This window comes from Butyricimonas paravirosa (assembly GCF_032878955.1).
GTDB lineage: Bacteria > Bacteroidota > Bacteroidia > Bacteroidales > Marinifilaceae > Butyricimonas > Butyricimonas paravirosa.
Genome location: NZ_CP043839.1, coordinates 2,881,247 through 2,899,900 on the forward strand (window position 1 = coordinate 2,881,247; position 18,654 = coordinate 2,899,900).

17 protein-coding genes are annotated in these 18,654 nt (G+C 43.0%); 2 read left to right on the forward strand and 15 right to left on the reverse strand.

The features are described from left to right. Positions 1-2: 2 nt before the first annotated feature. The 3 genes from F1644_RS11970 to F1644_RS11980 are packed head-to-tail and all read right to left on the reverse strand — an operon-like array spanning position 3 to position 2,743. The gene (locus tag F1644_RS11970) at positions 3-401 is read right to left on the reverse strand and encodes a YbaN family protein (RefSeq protein ID WP_118304626.1); all 399 of its coding nucleotides are present in this window, start codon (positions 399-401) and stop codon (positions 3-5) included. A gap of 6 nt (positions 402-407) precedes the next feature. Beyond that, entirely contained in the window at positions 408-1,361 is a 954-nt protein-coding gene (locus F1644_RS11975; RefSeq protein ID WP_118304627.1) for a tRNA-dihydrouridine synthase family protein, read from the reverse strand. A 17-nt stretch (positions 1,362-1,378) separates the two neighbouring features. Continuing rightward, the gene (locus F1644_RS11980; protein ID WP_118304628.1) at positions 1,379-2,743 is read right to left on the reverse strand and encodes an ATP-binding protein; all 1,365 of its coding nucleotides are present in this window, start codon (positions 2,741-2,743) and stop codon (positions 1,379-1,381) included. Between the two features lie 139 nt (positions 2,744-2,882). Here F1644_RS11980 and F1644_RS11985 point away from each other — a divergent pair, with 139 nt between their 5' ends. Together F1644_RS11985 and F1644_RS11990 are read left to right on the forward strand one after the other, a co-directional pair. Then, positions 2,883-3,089: a hypothetical protein gene (locus F1644_RS11985; RefSeq protein ID WP_027200712.1), complete on the forward strand. Its 207-nt coding sequence runs from the start codon at positions 2,883-2,885 to the stop codon at positions 3,087-3,089. A gap of 17 nt (positions 3,090-3,106) precedes the next feature. Beyond that, positions 3,107-3,631 (forward strand): TlpA family protein disulfide reductase, encoded by a 525-nt coding sequence (locus tag F1644_RS11990; RefSeq protein WP_118304629.1) that lies wholly within the window; start codon positions 3,107-3,109, stop codon positions 3,629-3,631. A 115-nt stretch (positions 3,632-3,746) separates the two neighbouring features. Here F1644_RS11990 and F1644_RS11995 read toward each other — a convergent pair whose 3' ends face one another. The 12 genes from F1644_RS11995 to F1644_RS12050 form a co-directional block, all read right to left on the reverse strand. Beyond that, complete coding sequence (locus tag F1644_RS11995) at positions 3,747-4,685, reverse strand: DNA/RNA non-specific endonuclease (RefSeq protein WP_118304630.1); 939 nt, start codon at positions 4,683-4,685, stop codon at positions 3,747-3,749. Positions 4,686-4,688: 3 nt separating this feature from the next. Further along, entirely contained in the window at positions 4,689-6,287 is a 1,599-nt protein-coding gene (locus F1644_RS12000; RefSeq protein WP_118304631.1) for a S41 family peptidase, read from the reverse strand. An 11-nt stretch (positions 6,288-6,298) separates the two neighbouring features. Next, positions 6,299-6,745, reverse strand: a complete 447-nt coding sequence (locus F1644_RS12005) for a dCMP deaminase family protein (protein ID WP_087419151.1) — start codon at positions 6,743-6,745, stop codon at positions 6,299-6,301. A gap of 13 nt (positions 6,746-6,758) precedes the next feature. Further along, complete coding sequence (locus tag F1644_RS12010; protein ID WP_118304632.1) at positions 6,759-7,733, reverse strand: polyprenyl synthetase family protein; 975 nt, start codon at positions 7,731-7,733, stop codon at positions 6,759-6,761. Between the two features lie 453 nt (positions 7,734-8,186). Beyond that, on the reverse strand, positions 8,187-9,293 hold the full coding sequence (locus tag F1644_RS12015) for a thioredoxin family protein (RefSeq protein WP_118304633.1): 1,107 nt from the start codon (positions 9,291-9,293) through the stop codon (positions 8,187-8,189). A gap of 162 nt (positions 9,294-9,455) precedes the next feature. Then, a complete protein-coding gene (locus F1644_RS12020; protein WP_118304634.1) occupies positions 9,456-12,806 on the reverse strand; it encodes a hypothetical protein in 3,351 nt (1,116 codons plus the stop codon). A gap of 15 nt (positions 12,807-12,821) precedes the next feature. After that, positions 12,822-13,277 carry a peptidase associated/transthyretin-like domain-containing protein gene (locus tag F1644_RS12025; RefSeq protein ID WP_118304635.1) on the reverse strand — a complete coding sequence of 152 codons (456 nt, stop codon included), beginning with the start codon at positions 13,275-13,277 and terminating at the stop codon, positions 12,822-12,824. A gap of 2 nt (positions 13,278-13,279) precedes the next feature. Next, a complete protein-coding gene (locus F1644_RS12030) occupies positions 13,280-13,603 on the reverse strand; it encodes a hypothetical protein (protein WP_147344465.1) in 324 nt (107 codons plus the stop codon). 53 nt (positions 13,604-13,656) lie between these two features. Then, a complete protein-coding gene (locus F1644_RS12035; protein WP_118304637.1) occupies positions 13,657-14,763 on the reverse strand; it encodes a thioredoxin family protein in 1,107 nt (368 codons plus the stop codon). Positions 14,764-14,793: 30 nt separating this feature from the next. Further along, positions 14,794-16,320 (reverse strand): PKD-like family lipoprotein, encoded by a 1,527-nt coding sequence (locus F1644_RS12040; protein WP_118304638.1) that lies wholly within the window; start codon positions 16,318-16,320, stop codon positions 14,794-14,796. Between the two features lie 18 nt (positions 16,321-16,338). Then, positions 16,339-17,151 (reverse strand): DUF4843 domain-containing protein, encoded by an 813-nt coding sequence (locus F1644_RS12045; RefSeq protein ID WP_158571872.1) that lies wholly within the window; start codon positions 17,149-17,151, stop codon positions 16,339-16,341. A gap of 6 nt (positions 17,152-17,157) precedes the next feature. Continuing rightward, positions 17,158-18,654, reverse strand: coding sequence for a RagB/SusD family nutrient uptake outer membrane protein (locus tag F1644_RS12050; protein WP_118304640.1), 1,497 nt, complete (start codon positions 18,652-18,654; stop codon positions 17,158-17,160).

Genomic DNA, 18,654 nt, shown 5'->3' on the forward strand with positions numbered 1-18,654 from the left:
TATTATATATTATTATCTCTTGAATCTTCTCTCTCTCTTTTAGCATTAGGAACGATAAACAACACGCTACACGTCCCAATCACCCCTAAACCCAAAAGCAGCAAACGCACATGCCAGTTCTCGAAAACCACGAAAGCCGAAATAGAAATCATCGTCCACATACACACGATCGACACCGCTTTTGTCTTCCACCCGACACCTTTACGTTCCTGAAAACGTCTTAGGTAAGGTCCCAACCATTTCGAACGGTGTAAAGCATCATGTAATCGTTTCGAACTATTATAGAACAACCACGAACTCAACAACAAAAAGGGTGTAGTCGGCAACCCAGGAACAAAAATGCCTATAATCCCCAAAACCACGGAAATACAACCGATGATGATATATATCGTTCTCTTCATTCGCACTTACTCTTCCTCTTCACCCGGCATAAAAGCCTTTACCACCGCCTCGTTATACTGCGTCAACTTATTGCTCTTGTGTATTTTCTTTAAAACCTTACGGTCTGTCGAAGGCATAAAATACTCCCAGAACGTTTTCATTTTCATCAACAACTGATGATCCCCCTGCAATCGTTCGGCATAAGCCGCAAGTAATTCGGCATGAAACGCCTTGAACCTCCTTAATCGTTCCTCCCCGGCAAGCATCTTATCTTCCACGTACTCTTGTGCCAAGGCCGGGTTCGCCAACAAACCTCTCCCGATCATCACTCCCTCTAAACGAGGGAAACGCTCCGTCACGGCTTGAATATCCTCCAAGGTCAAAATGTCCCCGTTATAATACAACGGATGTTCACACCCCTTGTAGAACGCCTCGAAAGCCTCCTTGTCCGTCTCCCCCTTGTATTCCTGCACTCCAACCCGGGCATGGAGAAATATAGCTGCCAACGGGGCCGCATTCAACAAAGGCAATAATTTCAAACATTCCCCCGGATCTTCCCATCCTAACCGCATCTTCACGGAACATTGTATCTCCGGAAAATCCTTCACCACCTCCATCAAAGCCTCCACCCTCTCCGGGTGAGGTAACAATCCGGCTCCCTTTCCCCGTCGGGAAATCATCGTGAACGGACATCCCATGTTAATATCCACCTGCTTGTATCCCCGTCCTTCCAACATCTGCAAGCAAACATCCAACTCCGCAGGCTCTCCACCCAACACTTGGGGTACCAGTAACTCCACGCTATTTAACTCCGGATCACAATCCTTCATATCCCTTGAACGAAACGAATCCTCTTTCTCCACCCGGATAAACGGCGTGTAGTAAGCATCCACTCCCCCGAAAAACTTCGCATGCAGATTCCGGAGCGTCCAATCGGTAAGCCCCTGTACCGGGGCAAAATGTATCTTATACTTTTTCATATTCTAACACTAATAATTTATTTCTTACCTGCCATTACTTCCCAATGACCATATCTAGTACTTCCTACCCGTCTCAAAATCCCAATCTCTTGTAAACGAGATAGATTATATTTTACACCATTTTCTGTTGCATTTGGTATACTATCTGTCAACTCTTTACGCGTTGCGTAGGGATGAGCTTGCAAATAATGGATAATCTCATCTTGAAGTTCTGTTCTTTTAAGAAACTTTTCTTGGGTAGTTTCTTGGGTAGTCTCTTGGGTAGTCTCTTGGGTAGTCTTTTTAAATTCAAAAATCGTCCATAACCCAGTACCATCATAACGAAACTCTGGTTCTTTACTTCCAGCCTCCCTACAAACTGATACAATTCGTTCTATTCCGCGTCCCCATGCCTCAATCTCTCCAGCCCGAAAAAACACATTGGCAACATCAGGATTGTATGGACGGCTACCATGCTTACTCAACAATGTCTCTATAGACCAATTCTCCGGCAATACACCACAATTCCATATCATCAATTTATCATCGTACACGCTAATCTGAATGGGTGTCGCTGAAACATAATCTTTATGGACAATGGCATTCAGAATCGCCTCACGCAAAGCCCCACGAGGGATAGGCAACTCTTCTACACGTTGAATATCTTCATAACGAATCAATGCCTTCAAATATTTAGTGGTCAACAAATCCATCAACACACTAACTTGTTGAAATAAATTACCATGGACTTCATCTTGATAGATTAGATCAGCATCATTCCTAAAATAACCTATTTTGATAAAAGCTCCTGTAATATATTTTTCCGGATCCGGATGAAACAAAAGAACCGCAGCTCTCTTCAAATATTCTCCCTCAAATAAACGAAGTTTTTCTAGCAAATATTGATTATTATCTTGTAAAGCGCCCTCTTCCATGCGTCCACTTCTCTGTGCATACTTACGAAATAAATCTATCGTAACCTTATCCAAATCTTCTAATTTCAAAAAAGGTAATGATACACTATCCCAAGTTCGCCCTTGCCGACGGAGTAAAAATTGATCTAAAGCAACACCCTTCAATTCCTGTTTTGTACTACCACTTCGCACATGATATTGTCCCTTATAGCTAATCGGATACGGGTAAGCATCTGTTATAACCTCAAGATATTCTTTCCCTCCTTTTTCTTTCAAATTCACGTCCACGAGAATACCTAATGTATCACGCACTTTATTGGGGATATCTTCCATCAACTTTTTAACATTCTCGACGCCACAAACTTCACCATTATCACACATTCCAATATAGAGCCTACCACCTTGTGCATTAGCGAATCCACATATCCATTTCAGATATTCATCCCGCCAACTTTCTTTAAATTCTATATTTTGAGATTCAAAAATCATTATAATTCATTAATACAGGCTAGGGATCATCCCCAAGATGTAACTATTTCCGCAAATCTAAGAAAAAACAAACAAATTCTCCCCTTTTCCCCGTACAACTATCAAGAATAATCATTAACTATGCCTCAAAATTCGTGATATGAAATTTTTACTCTGCCCCAAATGCGGAATACGCCGCTTTTACGTGAAAGACGAGAAGGGAAATAACTGTCTCGTACAAGTCACGACCGACTACGTTGTTGTCCCCGTTCACGAGGGAGATTCCCTAGAAGGATTCGACACGGAAACCCTTTATTGTCTCGGATGCTCGTGGAGCGGCAGTCCTAAAAGCTTGAAACGTTATTAATACAAATACATCATCCTATGAAACATCTGACATTTATACTATTACTAGCCATGACCTATTCGCTGGCAAAGGCCCAGCAAGACGACAGGGGGTATATCGTGAAAGTAGGCGAGAAAGCCCCGAACATCGAGTTATTGTTTCCCGACGGAACCAAGAAACAACTAAAAGACCTAAAAGGAAAAGTTATCATGATACAATTCACCGCCAGTTGGTGCGGTGTATGCCGCAAGGAAATGCCTTTTATCGAAAAAGACATCTGGTTGAAATACAAGAACAACCCAGAGTTTGCACTCTTCGGTATCGACTTCAAAGAGAGCAAAGAAACCACCGAAAAGTTCGCCAAGGACATCAAGATCACCTATCCCCTACTCCTTGACCCGGAAGGCAAAGCATTCTACACCTACGCCGCGCAGGGAGCCGGAGTCACCCGTAACATCATCATCGATAAGAAAGGTAACATCGCCTTCCTCACCCGTCTCTACGACCCGAAAGAATTCGAGGAAATGGTGAAAGTCATTGATAAACTTTTAAAAGAGAAATAAAAACGAGGCCGTCTAACAAGTCTTATCTAGTGCCTAAAAACTACCCCCTCCAACTCCCCCTTACACAGGGGGAGAGCTGATTACCAAGCGGTTTCTCCCCCAGTGTAAGGGGGAGTTAGTGGGGGTAGTTTTTTTTAATTGACTTTTTGGACAACCCCGGTTTCTTTACCGGTTTGCGTGCCGGTTTCTTTTTCTTCTTCTTGCCTCCACGGTGTTTTATCAAGAAATGTACAACGAGGAAGATCACAATCACAGCAATAACCGCTATCACCTGTTGATTTCTTGTCGGACGATACGCACCTCCCGATGCCTGTCCCCCATCCCGTGACACGTGCGAAAGCGTGTCCGCCTCCAACACCCGCTCCAAATCATCGGGTAATTGAGAAAAGAAATCAATCCCCGTCATCTTCTCCACCTTATCTACGGGAACGGCAAAACTATTCAAGGGACGCTTGCTCTCTTCGTTAGGCAACACGTAAGCGATCATTTGCTGCTTGGAAGGCGAATAAAACAATTTGTAGTAATACCCCGGAACCGTCACTTTCCCCTTGCCAATCGCACCTTTATTACTCTTGAAAATCGGGCCTGTCACCACGTAAAGTTTCTCCTTCCGGGCCCGGTTACGCACGTGTTCCTCCAGCTCTTTCCAGATTCCCCGGTTAAACATCGGTACTTGGGGAGACATATTCGACATGTAGAACGTCTCGCTCATCGCTTTCGCGTTAAACGACATATCCGCCGCGGGACACAAATGCCCCCGGTCGTAACCGCTCCGCTTGTAATCGTCAGGCGTGGCACTCCAACGGCTGATCTTCGGGTCCACCCGGAAATCATTCTTCCGGCTCGCTTTCCCTGTCAAGTTCGCAGAACCTAACTCGTAATACACCCAGTTCGCCTGTTTATGCTCCTTGTTGAATCCCAAGCAATAATACTTGTAATCCACCCGTATCCCGTCATCATACACCGGAATATAGCGCCCGTCGGCAAAACTACCTAAGGCAAGAAACAGAAACAGGAGGCCAAAAATCAGCCTCCCGTGTAATATACTCTTCATCAATTATTGTTTAATCGCTTCCTGCAACGTGTTATCAATCTGACCAAGAATCGGGTAGAATCCCTCATCATCTATCGTGTGACGAGCAATATACGCTTCGATCCGAGTACGCAAAACCTGGTAGGACTCCTTGATTCCCTTCTCGTCCCGTTTCAAACCGCGACGGGCAGCATAATTCGCCATCTCGTTTACCAAGTCAAATGATTTCAGGTAATTCTGAATCTGCTTGTAATCCTTCAGATTCACCATTTCCGGACGATGCCGGTCCATGAAATCAAACGTGTACTCGTACAAGAACTGGGTTCTCGTCACGTCACTCAAATAACGGGAAACCCCGGTCGTATCCGCTGGCACGAAGACATCCGGCATGATACCGCCACCACCATACACGGTACGCCCGCCCACGGTCTGGTATTTCAGATTCTCGTCAAAAACAATACTATCTTTTTGTGAGAACTCCCCGTGAACCAAACGATTATAAAGATCATTATAATACTTCTCTTTCCCCTCGTTATACGGTTTCTGGATGGAACGTCCCGAAGGCGTGTAATAACGGGCCACCGTCAAACGCAAGGCCGAACCGTCGGGCAACATACGCTGCTCCTGAACCAATCCTTTACCAAACGAACGACGCCCGATAATCAACCCGCGGTCATTATCCTGTATCGCCCCGGCAAAAATCTCGCTGGCTGACGCACTAAACTCGCTAATCAACACATCCACGCGCAAATCCTTGAATTGCCCTTTGCCGTTAGACTTGTAATCCGTACGAGGTTGCGCCTGTCCCTGCGTGTAAAGAATCAAACGGTCGGCATCCAAAAACTCGTTAATCATCTGTATCGCGATCGGCAACACGCCGCCTTCATTCTCCCGCAAATCAATGATGATTTTCCTCATCCCCTCTGCCTTCAACTTCACCAATGCTTGCATGAACTCGGCATACGTGTGCATGCCGAAAGTATTCGTTTTCAAATAACCCGTCGTGTCATTCAGCATATACGCCACATCCACGCTCTTCACCGGGATACTTCCGCGAACCACCTCTTTCTTGATCAACTTCGGCTCTCCTCTTCTAGCGATCGTCAACTCTACTTTCGTTCCCAGTTCCCCCCTCATCAACTCTTGAATCTTATCCTGACCCATCTTTACCCCGGCAACCAAAGAATCGTTCACCCGTACAATCCGGTCCCCGTCCTTTATCCCGGCTTTCTCCGAGGGTCCACCCGGAACCACCTTCACGACGGTCACCGTGTCCAAATACTTGTAAAACTGGATTCCGACGCCCCCGAAATTTCCCACGATCCCCTCGTTCGCGCGTTGCATATCCTTCGCGGGAATATATACCGTGTGCGGGTCCAGATCCTTCAACAAGACCGGGATCGTGTTCTCCACGATCTGCCTCGTGTCCACGGTATCCACGTACGAATTCTGTATCATGCTGATAATCAAATCCAGCTTACTCCCCGTCACGGGCAAAAACATTTCCGAGGACGCTGACACCTGTGTACGGTCCGGCAGAAACCGGTTCAACATCATCCCGAACACGATAGCCAGCGCCAGCACGATCGGGGTCAACAAAGCCCTCAAATTACTCTTATTCATTATCTTCCTATTTAATCTTTATTTTCCTGATTCTCGTTCAACTCGATAAACGCCACGTCAATCCCGGCTTTCTGCAACAACTCGATCCCATCGACACTCCGGTAATTCTCGGAATACACCACCCGCCGGATCCCGGCTTGTATGATCAACTTGGCACACTCGATACAGGGTGAAGCCGTCACGTACAACGTCGCCCCCAAACTGCTGTTATTCGACTTCGCCACCTTCGTGATCGCGTTCGCCTCGGCGTGCAACACGTAAGGTTTCGTCTTGTTATTCTCGTCCTCGCAAATATTCTCGAACCCGGAAGGCGTCCCGTTATACCCGTCGGATATAATAGCATCCCCCCGCACAATCAACGCACCAACCTGCCGACGTTCGCAATACGAATTTTCCGCCCATATCCGGGCCATTCTCAAATAACGTTCATCCAGTAACTGTTGCTTCGATTTACTCATCTATCTTTTCATTTTATTTTTTACGATTCCCGATCGCATCCAGCGTCTCGTAGAAATCAATTTTTCTTTCTTTCGGGACATCAATCTTATCCAGAATATCCCGGCTCATTTTCAAATATTTATCAATCGCCGCGAAAGCAATTTCTTTAATACCCAAACGATCGTAGATCCGGGTCACCGCCTTGATCTTCTCCTCATGATCAAACTCTTTCTTCTCGATCCATCCCCACAACTCCTCTCTTGTCTCCGGATCGGCCAGTTCCAACGCCTTGATCAACATGTAAGTCTTCTTGTTGGCTACAATATCACCCCCGATATTCTTCCCGAATTCCGCCACGTCCCCGTACACGTCCAGGTAATCATCCTGCAACTGGAACGCCAGCCCGAGGTATCCCCCGAATTCATACAAAGCGTTATACTCATGCTCCGGGGCATCGGCCAGCAAGGCCCCGTGCCGCAAACTCCCGGCAAGCAACACCGAAGTCTTCAGATAAATCATCTCGATGTATTCCTTCTCCGAGACATCATCCCGGGTCTCGAACAACATATCGTACTGTTGCCCCCGGCACACGTCCATCGCCACTTGGTTAAAGAAATCAATCGCCCGGCGCAAATACTTGTCCTCGCAATGCTCGATGCACTGGTAGGCCGTGATCGCCGCCGCGTCGCCACTCAAGATGGCCACGTTACTGTTCCACTTTTTATGAACGGTCAACCGTCCCCGCCGCAACTCCGCGTCATCCATCACGTCATCATGTAAAAGCGTGTAATTGTGGAAAATCTCGATCCCGATAGCGGATTTCAACACCTTCTCAATATCTTCCCGGTAAAGATTGTAAGCCATCAGCGTCAAAAGCGGCCTCAACCGTTTCCCCCCGTCTTCCAGAATGTACAGGATCGGTTCGAACAGGGAATGCGGCTCCTGTATATACTCTTTCTTATCTAACTCGTCCTTTATAATCGCTCTAAGTTCATCTATGGAATACATATCCGTCACATTTTCAAATTAGTTCGGCTAAAGTATAAAAAAAGCGGCAACAACCCATCATCTATGCAAAGAAATATCTTTCCTCAAAATCATGCCTAATTTCAAATGACTAACCTTCGATACTGTTGCGATCGTTATGCAACTCTGTTTCAAATAATTACTTCATAAATAACACGTGATCAATACCGAATCATTTCCGTGTAAAACGCTATTAGAACGCTATTAAAACGCTATACTTAGAATAGCGTTTTATAAGTATTTTAATTGCTTACTAAAAATGTGATATTCGGAAATAATCAGGAATTGATCAGTAAATAAAAATGAAATATAGGACTACAACAGGCTTTCATCTTATCATCATCCCCTAGTCATAAAAATATCCCGGCCTCTATTTCAGAGAACCGGGACACTCAACGATTCGATTTCGAAAGCCTCTTTTAATATTTTCGACCATCAATGGCCTTTACCTTCCAATTGCATAAGTTGTTGGGCCACAAACATAATCATAGTCGCATCCATATCCAGGAATGAACGACGTATAAATTTTGCCGCCCGTTTTTTCACCGTCTCGTCCGCACTAGCAAACACGTCGGCAAAACTATACATGAGGGAAGACTTGTAATCATCATTCAACTGGTCATACTCTTTCTCGCATAACGTCATGAAAGCGTCCATATCCCCCGCGCCGTAAGATTCGATAAAGCGGAACGCCGTCGTGTAATACTCATCTTTATTCAAACCCAAATCCATAACTCCTTTTTTCACGACGTTATATTTCTGTTGATCAAAAGGAACCCGTGCGGTCAGGTAATTTAAGACCTCCATCTTGTACAGCTCCCCGATCCGGTTCATAATCTTATCTTGAACAGCCGGGGCGAATTTATCCCGATTCGTGATCATATACCGTGCGATGGCATCCGCGGGACTTTCCGTGTAAGTGGTATAGATAAACAGATTTTCTTCTGCCCGACGTTCCTGATCCTTCAAACCATCAAAATAATCCTGCACCATCTTGAAAGCCTCGTCCTTTTTGGTCATGTCCGGCTGACGGTTTTTATAAACCTCTTCCATTTTCATCCCGGCATAAGCGGAGATCAAGTCTGCCGTGCGCTCCCCGCTTTCATAGCGTTGTTGCATACGTTCGGGTGTTTTGTCGGGATCGATCAAGCGGTCGATGCTACCGATAAAAGCATTCCCGTCCATCGCCCCGCCCACCTTGGTCATTAAAATCTTTTCATCGGGAGTTATCGCGATAAAAGTCGGATAGGCTTTTACCTGATAGCGTTTTGCCAGTTCCGGTCCCTCTCCCTTTTCGGCATCAATCTTTATACACACGAATTTAGCATTCAGATAATCTCCCACGTTTTTCATCGGGAAAACGTTGTTCGTCATCATCTTGCAGGGACCACACCAAGAGGTGTAGAAATCAATAAAAACTTGTTTCTTCTCAGCTTTAGCGGCAGCAAGCGCTTCCTTGTAAGTGATGTCCCGGAAACTCGTCTGGGCCATCAACGAAAGGGTAAACAAGGAAACGGACAAGAATAGAATTATTTTTTTCATCGTATTAAATTTTTAGTAACGTATCATTTATCAATAAGGGAAACACGGGCCATACCCGTACATCGGCCCCAGCATGGCTGTCATATCCACGACTAGCTGGCAAACATAACGAACACTTTTCAATTTCCCTTCCCCGGAGAATTGATCAACGGGATGGTAGAGTCATCTCTCCTGGACTTTTACCCACTTCACCGCATCGGCAGAAATCAATCCTCCTCGTATCCCCTTATCGTGCAAAGACAAACAAACCGGTCCTTTCGTTAAATCATAAATCCCAATAGGAATCCAATCAGCATAATAATTTGTCATTCGATATACAAAATCATCTTTATAACGATCATCACCGGATAAACTCACAAAACGATCTAAAGATTTTTTCCCATTCTCCACCTTGATATCAACACTCATGGTCCCCTGTTCCAAAGAATAATAATAAATAAGCGAATCCGTTTGTTGAAACCATTTATGCAGTCCAATCTGATGAACCCACACTTCATATTTCCCTTCATCTAATATTGTTGCCGTCCATTGAATCCTAGCCGTAGAATTACCAACCCTCTTCCCATAAAACCCACGTACAACCCCTCCATAAGCATAAGTACAAACAGATCGAAGCCAACCCTGAAATTCCCCTTTAACAAAATCTGCAGCTGTTCCCAATTCATTTCTTTTTAAAGAATTACCAAAAAAACTTCGAGCCTTTGATTCTATCACCTGGAAACCAGCATCTTCATCATCCACAATAATCTCATCACTTTTTTGTTCCTTAAATACGGAATCAAGAAATAATCTTCGAGGAGGAGATTCAACACACACTTTCTCAGGTTTTATTGAAAAAACATAATCCTCAGGTAAATTTGCAGATAAATTTGTCCGAATAAATGCTTCATCACAAACATATTCCAAGGGCATCGCTACTCGCACATATTCTCCTCCTCGAAGAATCACGCTCCCCACTTCCCGCACGTCAGTTCCATGTTCGAATACTCTTGTGTAACACGTAATTACCCCCTCTATCGTCGAGGTATTATGAACATCAAAAATTAAAAATACGGAATCTTTTACTAATTGCTGACAAACATTTTGAATCAAAAATGAGGGAACTCCCGGTTCATCATACAGCACTTGCATCATTTTTACAATATCAAAATTAAAATATTGTTGGAATTCTACGGCAAATTGAAAAAAATCCACCATTTCAAAACGGTTTTCTTGCCGCCATTTTAGCAAAAAAATCTCAAATGCATCTCGACCGATCAATGCAGATATATATTGACGAAAATAACGACTTTTAAGTTTTAATAATTCATCCAGAAAATCACTTGTATCCGGGTCTTCAAAAGCCTGTCGCAAACTATGCTCCCCAAGATAACGGGATGCTTTTAGAGTTTTCGAAGGACCTATTGTTCCCGATAACTCTTTCCGAAAATTTTCCCTTTCTATTCGATTGACAACAACGTCAATTCCCGGAAATTTATCTGAAAAAAGACCTCCCGTGTTACTAGTATACATTGACGCTAACGACAATGGATTCTTCCCTGTAGCCAATAACCATTGTTTTCCCAATAAACAATCAACAAACCCCATACTCGGAAACTCGTCTATCTCGTCTTGAAAATTTTTAGCATATAAAGCATATATACTAGTAGCTTCAATCGTTGTCCTATCAATCCATTGAGAATGATGTTTTTGCAAATCCTCCAGCTGTTTCTGCAAAAGAGTCACACTAGAACTCTTACACCAACTTTCTGGAATAAATAAAAGTTCAGGTTGTACAAACCCACTTCCATTTCCCACGTCCGAGAGATACGTACAAAGAGCTATGGGTATTTCCACTAAAGCAAGTTTAGTAAAAGGATAATCGCAACCATACTTCTCGGTTAATTTCCTCTTTATCTCTCGAATTCCAGCAACAAGCCCTTCTACAGATCCTTCTACTGTCTGAAAAAATACACCTTCTCTGTCAAAAAAATACACCTCAAAATCACTCCCGTCCACATGAATTTTCTCCCTCTCATATTTCCCTACACACAAACTTATACCTGCTAAAGGATAATCATTGGTGAAACAGGCATAATCTCCATCCAACTCCCGGTATCCTTGCGAAATTACATTTTGTTCTTCTCGATGTCGCACCATCAAACGAAAACGAGTAAACGTGCGTTCTTTCAGCAACTCACCGCCAGGATGAAAAGGCGAACAACTCTCGGGATACCATAAACACTCCGGAATCAAAAAAGTATAATCATTCGACAACAATACAGCATGTTTACCATAACGCAATAAACTATTACTCCATACGGTTTTCTCCGACACAGAATCATCCTTATAAAGATAACAAACTCTTTCATCTATTCCACCAGAATAGTGAAAAATCAACCTTTTTTGCTTTTTACTTTCCAATGATTCATTAACTTTCACGACAATCCCCTCCTGTTCGTATCTTATATTTTCTTCTTCTCCCTCTATACGTGACACTTTCAAAGAAGGGTTCAAATAAAAAATCATTTCCCCCAAAACTCGATCTTTTACATTCTCCAATAATAAGGTATCTATTAGCACCAACTGTCCATCAGCTTGTGAACAACGAATCGAATGACTAAGAATTTTAACATTCCCACAATTCCTGTATTGGCAACATGATTCCCTATATTGTTGTCTTTTTTGTCGATCCAAGTAAAAAAAGCCACTATATACAAACCCTAATCCACACCCCAACAAGATTGTCACGATACCAATTATTTTCCAATAAATTACCACTCGAGACGAATCATCAATACGGGGTATCCCTGCCACAGCAAAAGCGATACATCCCAATCCAATAAACAATATGACAGATCGTTGCAATAAATACCTTCCTAATCCCACATGTCCTAAAATCTGGGAAAAAACATTTGGAATCTCCGTTGCCCTATAATCTAACACTCCGTTCATTTGACTACTTAACCCCAAAACATCCAGCAACAACAGGAGCATCAATAAAACTAAACCTCCAAAAGACACTCTCACGAAAGAATAAACACCCAAAGACACTCCCAAGGCAAATAGAAGAGCCGGGAATGTCAATGTTATCCAATAAAAAAGATAAATTTTCACTGAAAAAGGAATCTCAAAGAAAATATGAAATCCTACCAAGAAGAGAAGTCCTGTCAAATTTAACAAAGATATCACGATCAACACGGCCCCCAATTTTCCGATTAAATAATCTCCATTTCCGTATCGCCTAACTCGTAAAGCCGCCAGTGTATCCAAATGCTTTTCATCCGATATATTATTTCCAACAACGAAAATAACAATTAACGATTGAAACATATTAAAAAGAAAAGCATTTACCAAAGGTAATGCACAGGGAAGAGCTATCAAGTAATGAAAGGCAAACCTTCCCTGTACAAAATATTGACAAACAGGAAGACCTAATATAGTGAAGATACTTAAAATAATAAACACATTATTTCGAAACAGCATCTTCACCTCGTAGAAGGTTATTTGTTTTATATACCCCATGTCTATCATGTTGTCGCTGCTATTTTAAGCACCTCCACGCTTTCTCCCACAACACCATAGTCCAAATCCTACAAATAAAAAAAGCATACCCAATACCCACCAGACTATAGATTGATTCTTTTCCGGTTTTAAAATAACTCCTGGACAAAGTCGCACTTGTTCATTTTTCACCTCCACCTGTTTCATCTCTGTTGTGTAACCGGGCTTACTCACCTCCAAGTAATATGTACCATATTCTCGAATGATATTCGTATCCTCTATAACAGTTGCTCCCAATTCATTAGTATCAGAAAAACGTTCACACAAATAATTACGATTTTTATCATAAACCTTTATTAATGCTCCATCCACTTGACTCATATCTTCATACACGATATTTACATATATTCTGACACTATATTCTTCATCAGACTGAGCCTGTACCATTTTCTGAAATAACAGAAATGCACACACGAGAGAGATCATATTTAACAGCTTCATCGCTATTTCCCATTAAATTTAAATTCTATAATAACTTTATCAGGAGGCAGTGGTACCATAAAATCTGTTTTTTGTTTCAAACTGCCATATTGAGCTTCTACTTCATAATTTTTAAATATTGTTGCATTAGTATAAAACCATCTACCAATAGGCTTGGTTGGTAATATCAGCCATAATCCATCATCATTCAATACATCAACTTGAGTTCCAATAGGAGCCCAAACTTCAAATCCCGATTTCCCATTACCACTTGGAGTTGTCGCAAGGCTTCCTCCGAAAATTAAAGACAAAAACAGCATCCATCTTAATAATAAATATGTGCTCATAATATTTATTTACATTGTTATAATTCATTTAGCTATCACAAAATACATCTTAATTAATGACCTTTACCCTCTAATTGCATAAGCTGCTGTGCCACAAACATAATCATGGTCGCATCCATATCCAGGAATGAATGACGTATAAATTTTGCCGCACGTTTTTTCACCGTCTCGTTCGCACTAGCAAACACGTCGGCAAAACTATACATGAGGGAAGACTTGTAATCATCATTCAACTGGTCATACTCTTTCTCGCATAACGTCATGAAAGCGTCCATATCCCCCGCGCCGTAAGATTCGATAAAGCGGAACGCCGTCGTGTAATACTCATCTTTATTCAAACCCAAATCCATAACTCCTTTTTTCACAATGTCATATTGCTGTTGATTAAAAGGGACCCGGGCCGTCAGATAATTTAAAACATCCATTTTGTACAGTTCTTTTATTCGATCAGAAATATCATTCTTGATCGCGGGAGCGAATTTATCCCGGTTCGCAATCATATATCGTGCGATTGCATCTGCGGGACTCTCCGTGTAAGACGTGTAGATGAACAAATTTTCTTCTGCCAACCTTTCCTTGTCCTTCAAACCGTCAAAATAATCCTGCACCATCTTGAAAGCCTCATCCTTCTTGGTCATATCCGGTTGACGGTTTTTGTAAACTTCCTCCATTTTCAGACCCGCATAAGCAGAAATCAGGTCGGCCGTACGTTCTCCACTTTCATAACGTTGTTTCATACGTTCGGGTGTCTTGTCGGGATCTATCAGGCGGTCAATACTACCGATAAAACCACTCCCACTCCCCGAACCTCCGACTTTAGTCATCAAGATTTCCTCGGCAGGATTAATAGCAACAAACGTAGGGTATGCTTTTACTTGATAACGTTTTGCCAATTCAGGACCTTCACCCTTTTCCGCATCAATTTTTATACACACAAATTTAGAATTCAAATAATTACCGACTTCTTTCAATGGGAAAATATTTTTCATCATCATCTTACAAGGTCCACACCATGAAGTATAAAAATCAATAAACACGAGTTTTTTTTCAGCTTTAGCAGCCGCAAGAGCCTCCTTGTAAGTAATATCACGAAAATTCGTCTGAGCCACTAATGAAAGGGCAAACAAGGAAACGGACAAGAATAGAATTATTTTTTTCATCGTATTAAATTTTTAGTAACGTATCATTTATCAATAAGGGAAACACGGGCCATATCCATACAACGGCCCCATCATGGCGGTTATATCCACGACTAACTGGCAAACATAACGGACACTTTTCAATTTCCCTTCCCCGGAAAACTGATCGATAGGAGTACCGTAAGGTTGTCCCCCGCGGATATTGTACAAGTACACGGTATAGGTGTTTTCTTTCTGAGTCCCGATCACGATATGATCAAAATTCAAGGAAGTGTCCCCGAAGGGTCCCATATTCCAATACAAATTAAAAACATAAGAAATTGTCTCTCCTGTCGGAAGACCCGTGACGGGAATTTCGATCTCTGTTTCTGCATCAAAATTATAAGCATACAGCTTATTGTTATGTACACTATAAATAAATGTTCCGGTTAACCCGTTCCCGGCAATAATATCTCCTTGCGCCAAATGCAAAGCCGAGTTCAACGGCCGGATCTCCAGAATCGCACCACCGGAAAGCAGGTACAGATAACGGGTGCCGGAAACTTTATCCTGACACAGAAAATAGATGGTTTCGGCTCCTCCCACGTAGTTTAGGCCACTCGATAAACATTCTAGGTTATCTTGATTAATCTCCGTGTTGTACTCGATTTCGGAGGCCGCAACACAATTGTAGTCCACGGTCATAACACGATGTTTCGTGTTATTCCAATACACGTGTCCTCCAAATCCCCCGTCTACAATCTGAACGTGTTTACTTCCCCCGTTATCTAGTGGGAATCCCATTTTTCCACTATTTTCACTACTAGCCGAAGAAAAGCGGATTCCTTTATTCGAAAAATAGAATATACTGGCAAGACTACGAACCATACAATAGGGTTCCTCGTCCGCATCCATTTCCTCGAAAAGTAAATTCGAATTATCAAACGCTTTCAACATATCCACGGTACGGAGACAAACAAGCTTATTCTGCTCCGTGGTTATACAAACCGTATTGGCGTTCACCATTTTGTTTTCCTCTGTGTCAATAAAGGCTTGACTGTAACCCACGGAGAGGTTACGAGGAGAGCCGGGTAACACTTCGCCCTGTGTCGTGGCAAAAAGATCGGAAACTAGCCCGTTCTGCGTGTATACATCCAGTTCCGTGTTCCCATCTTCCGTTTCTTTTAAGATGTAGAATCCCTGCGAAAAAGTGGTGGAAACAGCAAGTTTCATTTCTGCTGTCGCGGCATAGCCATTCGTAGTTGCCGTGGCTTCAAAGATAATCGTGTAACTTCCTGCCGGCAAATTTACCTCGTACGATAGATTCTTGACCGAATCTATTTTATTCGTCCGGAATCCTTTATCTTGATCTTCCTTATAAATGTACCAAGCATAGGTCAATTGATCATCCGGATAAGTCGTTTCTATTTCCGGTTCACGAATTAATTTATTCCCGCTATAAGAAATAATCGACGCATCTTCCAAAGGTCCGATCGTGATGTCCCCGACGTCCTTAGTACCTAAACTACTATCATCATCATAACAGGATACCAACCCGAACAACGTGAACAACATGGATAATATGATATATTTTTTCATATCTTCTTACTTTTAAAATTAACTCCAACTTTTAGGCTCAAAACTAACTGGTGTTCCATCTTCTTCCTTGTAGGGTTCCTCTCCGGCCTCTTCCCGTTTCGCGTTCTCTTCTTCCAACTTCTGGGCGAACCAATCAGCCAGGTAGTTAACATAGGCAGAATCTCCATCCATCAATTCTTTGATATATTCATCATCCCACTTTTCCCCAGTCCACTCGATCATCAAGCGATGTTTTTCCGGCCCGTAAAGACCAAACGTATAGTCACAATAGGATTCCTCCCATACGGATGGTTTGGTTAATTTCGAAGAAATAGATAACGTGCGGGTCGTTAACCCGTCATATCCCGGTTTGAAATAACCGTTATCCTTGAAAGTGAATTGCAGGGTAACATCCCCATTGCTCAAAGAAGGGTCTCTTTTGACAACAACCGGAATTTTAGTTCCCGTTTTACGGGCAGGGATCATGTATTTCGCCTTCAGTTCTTCGTTGGTAAAAGCGACATAATGCACGTCAGCCTTCGCATCATTCCCCCCAGTCTGAATTTGCTCCAGTTCTAACGGTCGGTCCTCATCCGACACGAAACCCATGGTTGATACTTCAAACCAAACCGTGTCAACTTCAACCTCTTCCCCGACATACACGAACGAATACGATGCGTATCGCATCTCGTCGGTAACTTCTTCTGTCCCCAGCACGGAACCATCATAACTACTGTAGTACACAAAATTCAACCAACAGTCCGGGGTTTCGTACACCGGCAAATCTTTCTCACAAGAACTCATCCCGAAAAGGAACAGACTCCCGGTCAGTATATTTATTAACTGTTTCATAATCATTTACTTTATTTGAGAGTTAGGATTATATTCGGTTTCCGGGAGAGGAACGATGTACACGTTCTCGTCGGCATTCCCGTTCCCCCAAAGCATTGTCGTCGCCCCGGTTCTTTTGTACGTGTAGAACATTTGTCCCTCACCGTAAAACTCCCGACGGTACTCGTTTACCATCTCCCCGGAGACCTCGCTCAAAGAGGAAAAACCTGCTTCATTCAATACAACGGAGTGAGCCAACATATAATCATGGTACCATTCGTTTATTTCGTCCAAATCGGAAGAGGTTTCCATCGCTATCAAGTAAACCTCGGACATCCGTAACAACGGGATAATCTGGTAATATAACATCTGGTTCTCAGCGTCATCTGCAAAATAATATTTTGTAAGGGCTCCATACAGGTTTGCCGACGCATCTTTCACGTTCCGGTTCCAACAATTCAGATACCTGTTGTGCGAACCCGTGTTTTGTCCCGCATAGAGGTCGCTCAGCATAGAGCTGGAAATCACGAGGTGCCCGGCTCCCGCCTGTTGGTCGGCTTTGTTACCGATCAAGAAGACAGACGAATATGTTTTCACGTCATATTTACTGAGGTAGAGCAAACATTCCGACGGGCAGGCTTTGTATCCTTTGGCAATATCGGTTTCACCACTCATGGCCATTACCAATTCCCCGTCAGCACCTTTGGCCTCTATGATTTCTTTGGCCAGCGTGTACGCCTTGTCTTTCTTTCCCAAGTAAAGGTACATACGGGCTTGAATCGCTTTTACCGCCCAATAATTCATCCGGGACTGACGATAGTACATGTAGCTATCGCTTAATTCATTCCCATTTGCAGAATTCAACTCGGAAAAAGTATATTGGAACAAGGGATCATTGTCTTTCAATAAAGATTCCGCTTTAGACAAGTCGCTTTCCAATTTCACGACGTAATCATCAAAACTATAATAAGCGGGCATCTCGTCAATCGAGGTTGTTTCAGAATAAGGTAATTCCACTTGCCGGGAGGCTCCCTGTGGCATTTGTCCGAACAAACGCAGCACATCCAACTGACAAAAAGCACGAATGGCGTACGCCTCTCCCGTGATAACAGCTCGAGCCGCAGGGTCCTCGATAACATCCCCGTTCTTCTCGGCATATTTAATAATCATGTTCGCTTGGGCGATCACATTGAACAATCCCGCGTAGATGGTCTTCACGGCCGTCTTGGAGTAGTCGCCCGTGTAATCATGATTCATGAGGTCGTTGTCCTCGTAGCGTGTCGAATTACGGAACTGGTACCAAAGATTGGCCAAAGATTCAATATTCGACATCGTTAATCTTTCACCATAAACATCTTGGCTAGCCAAACTCATGTAACAACCCGTGAGGGCATCCTGGAATCCTTTATACGTGGTAAACAAATCTTTGTCTTTCTGTTCCGTGTCCGGCCGAACATCCAGCCAATCATTACAAGAAACGGACAACAAAGCCACGAGTACCGTTATGATATATAATCTTTTCAT

Excerpts from the sequence above, each read along its gene's own strand:
- F1644_RS12000 (WP_118304631.1), bottom strand. The coding sequence starts at position 6,287 with ATGAATAAGAGTAATTTGAGGGCTTTGTTGACCCCGATCGTGCTGGCG.
- F1644_RS11990 (WP_118304629.1), top strand. The coding sequence starts at position 3,107 with ATGAAACATCTGACATTTATACTATTACTAGCCATGACCTATTCGCTG.
- F1644_RS12030 (WP_147344465.1), bottom strand. The coding sequence starts at position 13,603 with ATGAGCACATATTTATTATTAAGATGGATGCTGTTTTTGTCTTTAATT.
- F1644_RS12040 (WP_118304638.1), bottom strand. The coding sequence starts at position 16,320 with ATGAAAAAATATATCATATTATCCATGTTGTTCACGTTGTTCGGGTTG.
- F1644_RS12020 (WP_118304634.1), bottom strand. The coding sequence starts at position 12,806 with ATGATAGACATGGGGTATATAAAACAAATAACCTTCTACGAGGTGAAG.
- F1644_RS11980 (WP_118304628.1), bottom strand. The coding sequence starts at position 2,743 with ATGATTTTTGAATCTCAAAATATAGAATTTAAAGAAAGTTGGCGGGAT.
- F1644_RS11975 (WP_118304627.1), bottom strand. The coding sequence starts at position 1,361 with ATGAAAAAGTATAAGATACATTTTGCCCCGGTACAGGGGCTTACCGAT.
- F1644_RS12035 (WP_118304637.1), bottom strand. The coding sequence starts at position 14,763 with ATGAAAAAAATAATTCTATTCTTGTCCGTTTCCTTGTTTGCCCTTTCA.
- F1644_RS12015 (WP_118304633.1), bottom strand. The coding sequence starts at position 9,293 with ATGAAAAAAATAATTCTATTCTTGTCCGTTTCCTTGTTTACCCTTTCG.
- F1644_RS12010 (WP_118304632.1), bottom strand. The coding sequence starts at position 7,733 with ATGTATTCCATAGATGAACTTAGAGCGATTATAAAGGACGAGTTAGAT.
- F1644_RS12045 (WP_158571872.1), bottom strand. The coding sequence starts at position 17,151 with ATGAAACAGTTAATAAATATACTGACCGGGAGTCTGTTCCTTTTCGGG.
- F1644_RS12050 (WP_118304640.1), bottom strand. The coding sequence starts at position 18,654 with ATGAAAAGATTATATATCATAACGGTACTCGTGGCTTTGTTGTCCGTT.
- F1644_RS11970 (WP_118304626.1), bottom strand. The coding sequence starts at position 401 with ATGAAGAGAACGATATATATCATCATCGGTTGTATTTCCGTGGTTTTG.
- F1644_RS12005 (WP_087419151.1), bottom strand. The coding sequence starts at position 6,745 with ATGAGTAAATCGAAGCAACAGTTACTGGATGAACGTTATTTGAGAATG.
- F1644_RS11985 (WP_027200712.1), top strand. The coding sequence starts at position 2,883 with ATGAAATTTTTACTCTGCCCCAAATGCGGAATACGCCGCTTTTACGTG.
- F1644_RS12025 (WP_118304635.1), bottom strand. The coding sequence starts at position 13,277 with ATGAAGCTGTTAAATATGATCTCTCTCGTGTGTGCATTTCTGTTATTT.
- F1644_RS11995 (WP_118304630.1), bottom strand. The coding sequence starts at position 4,685 with ATGAAGAGTATATTACACGGGAGGCTGATTTTTGGCCTCCTGTTTCTG.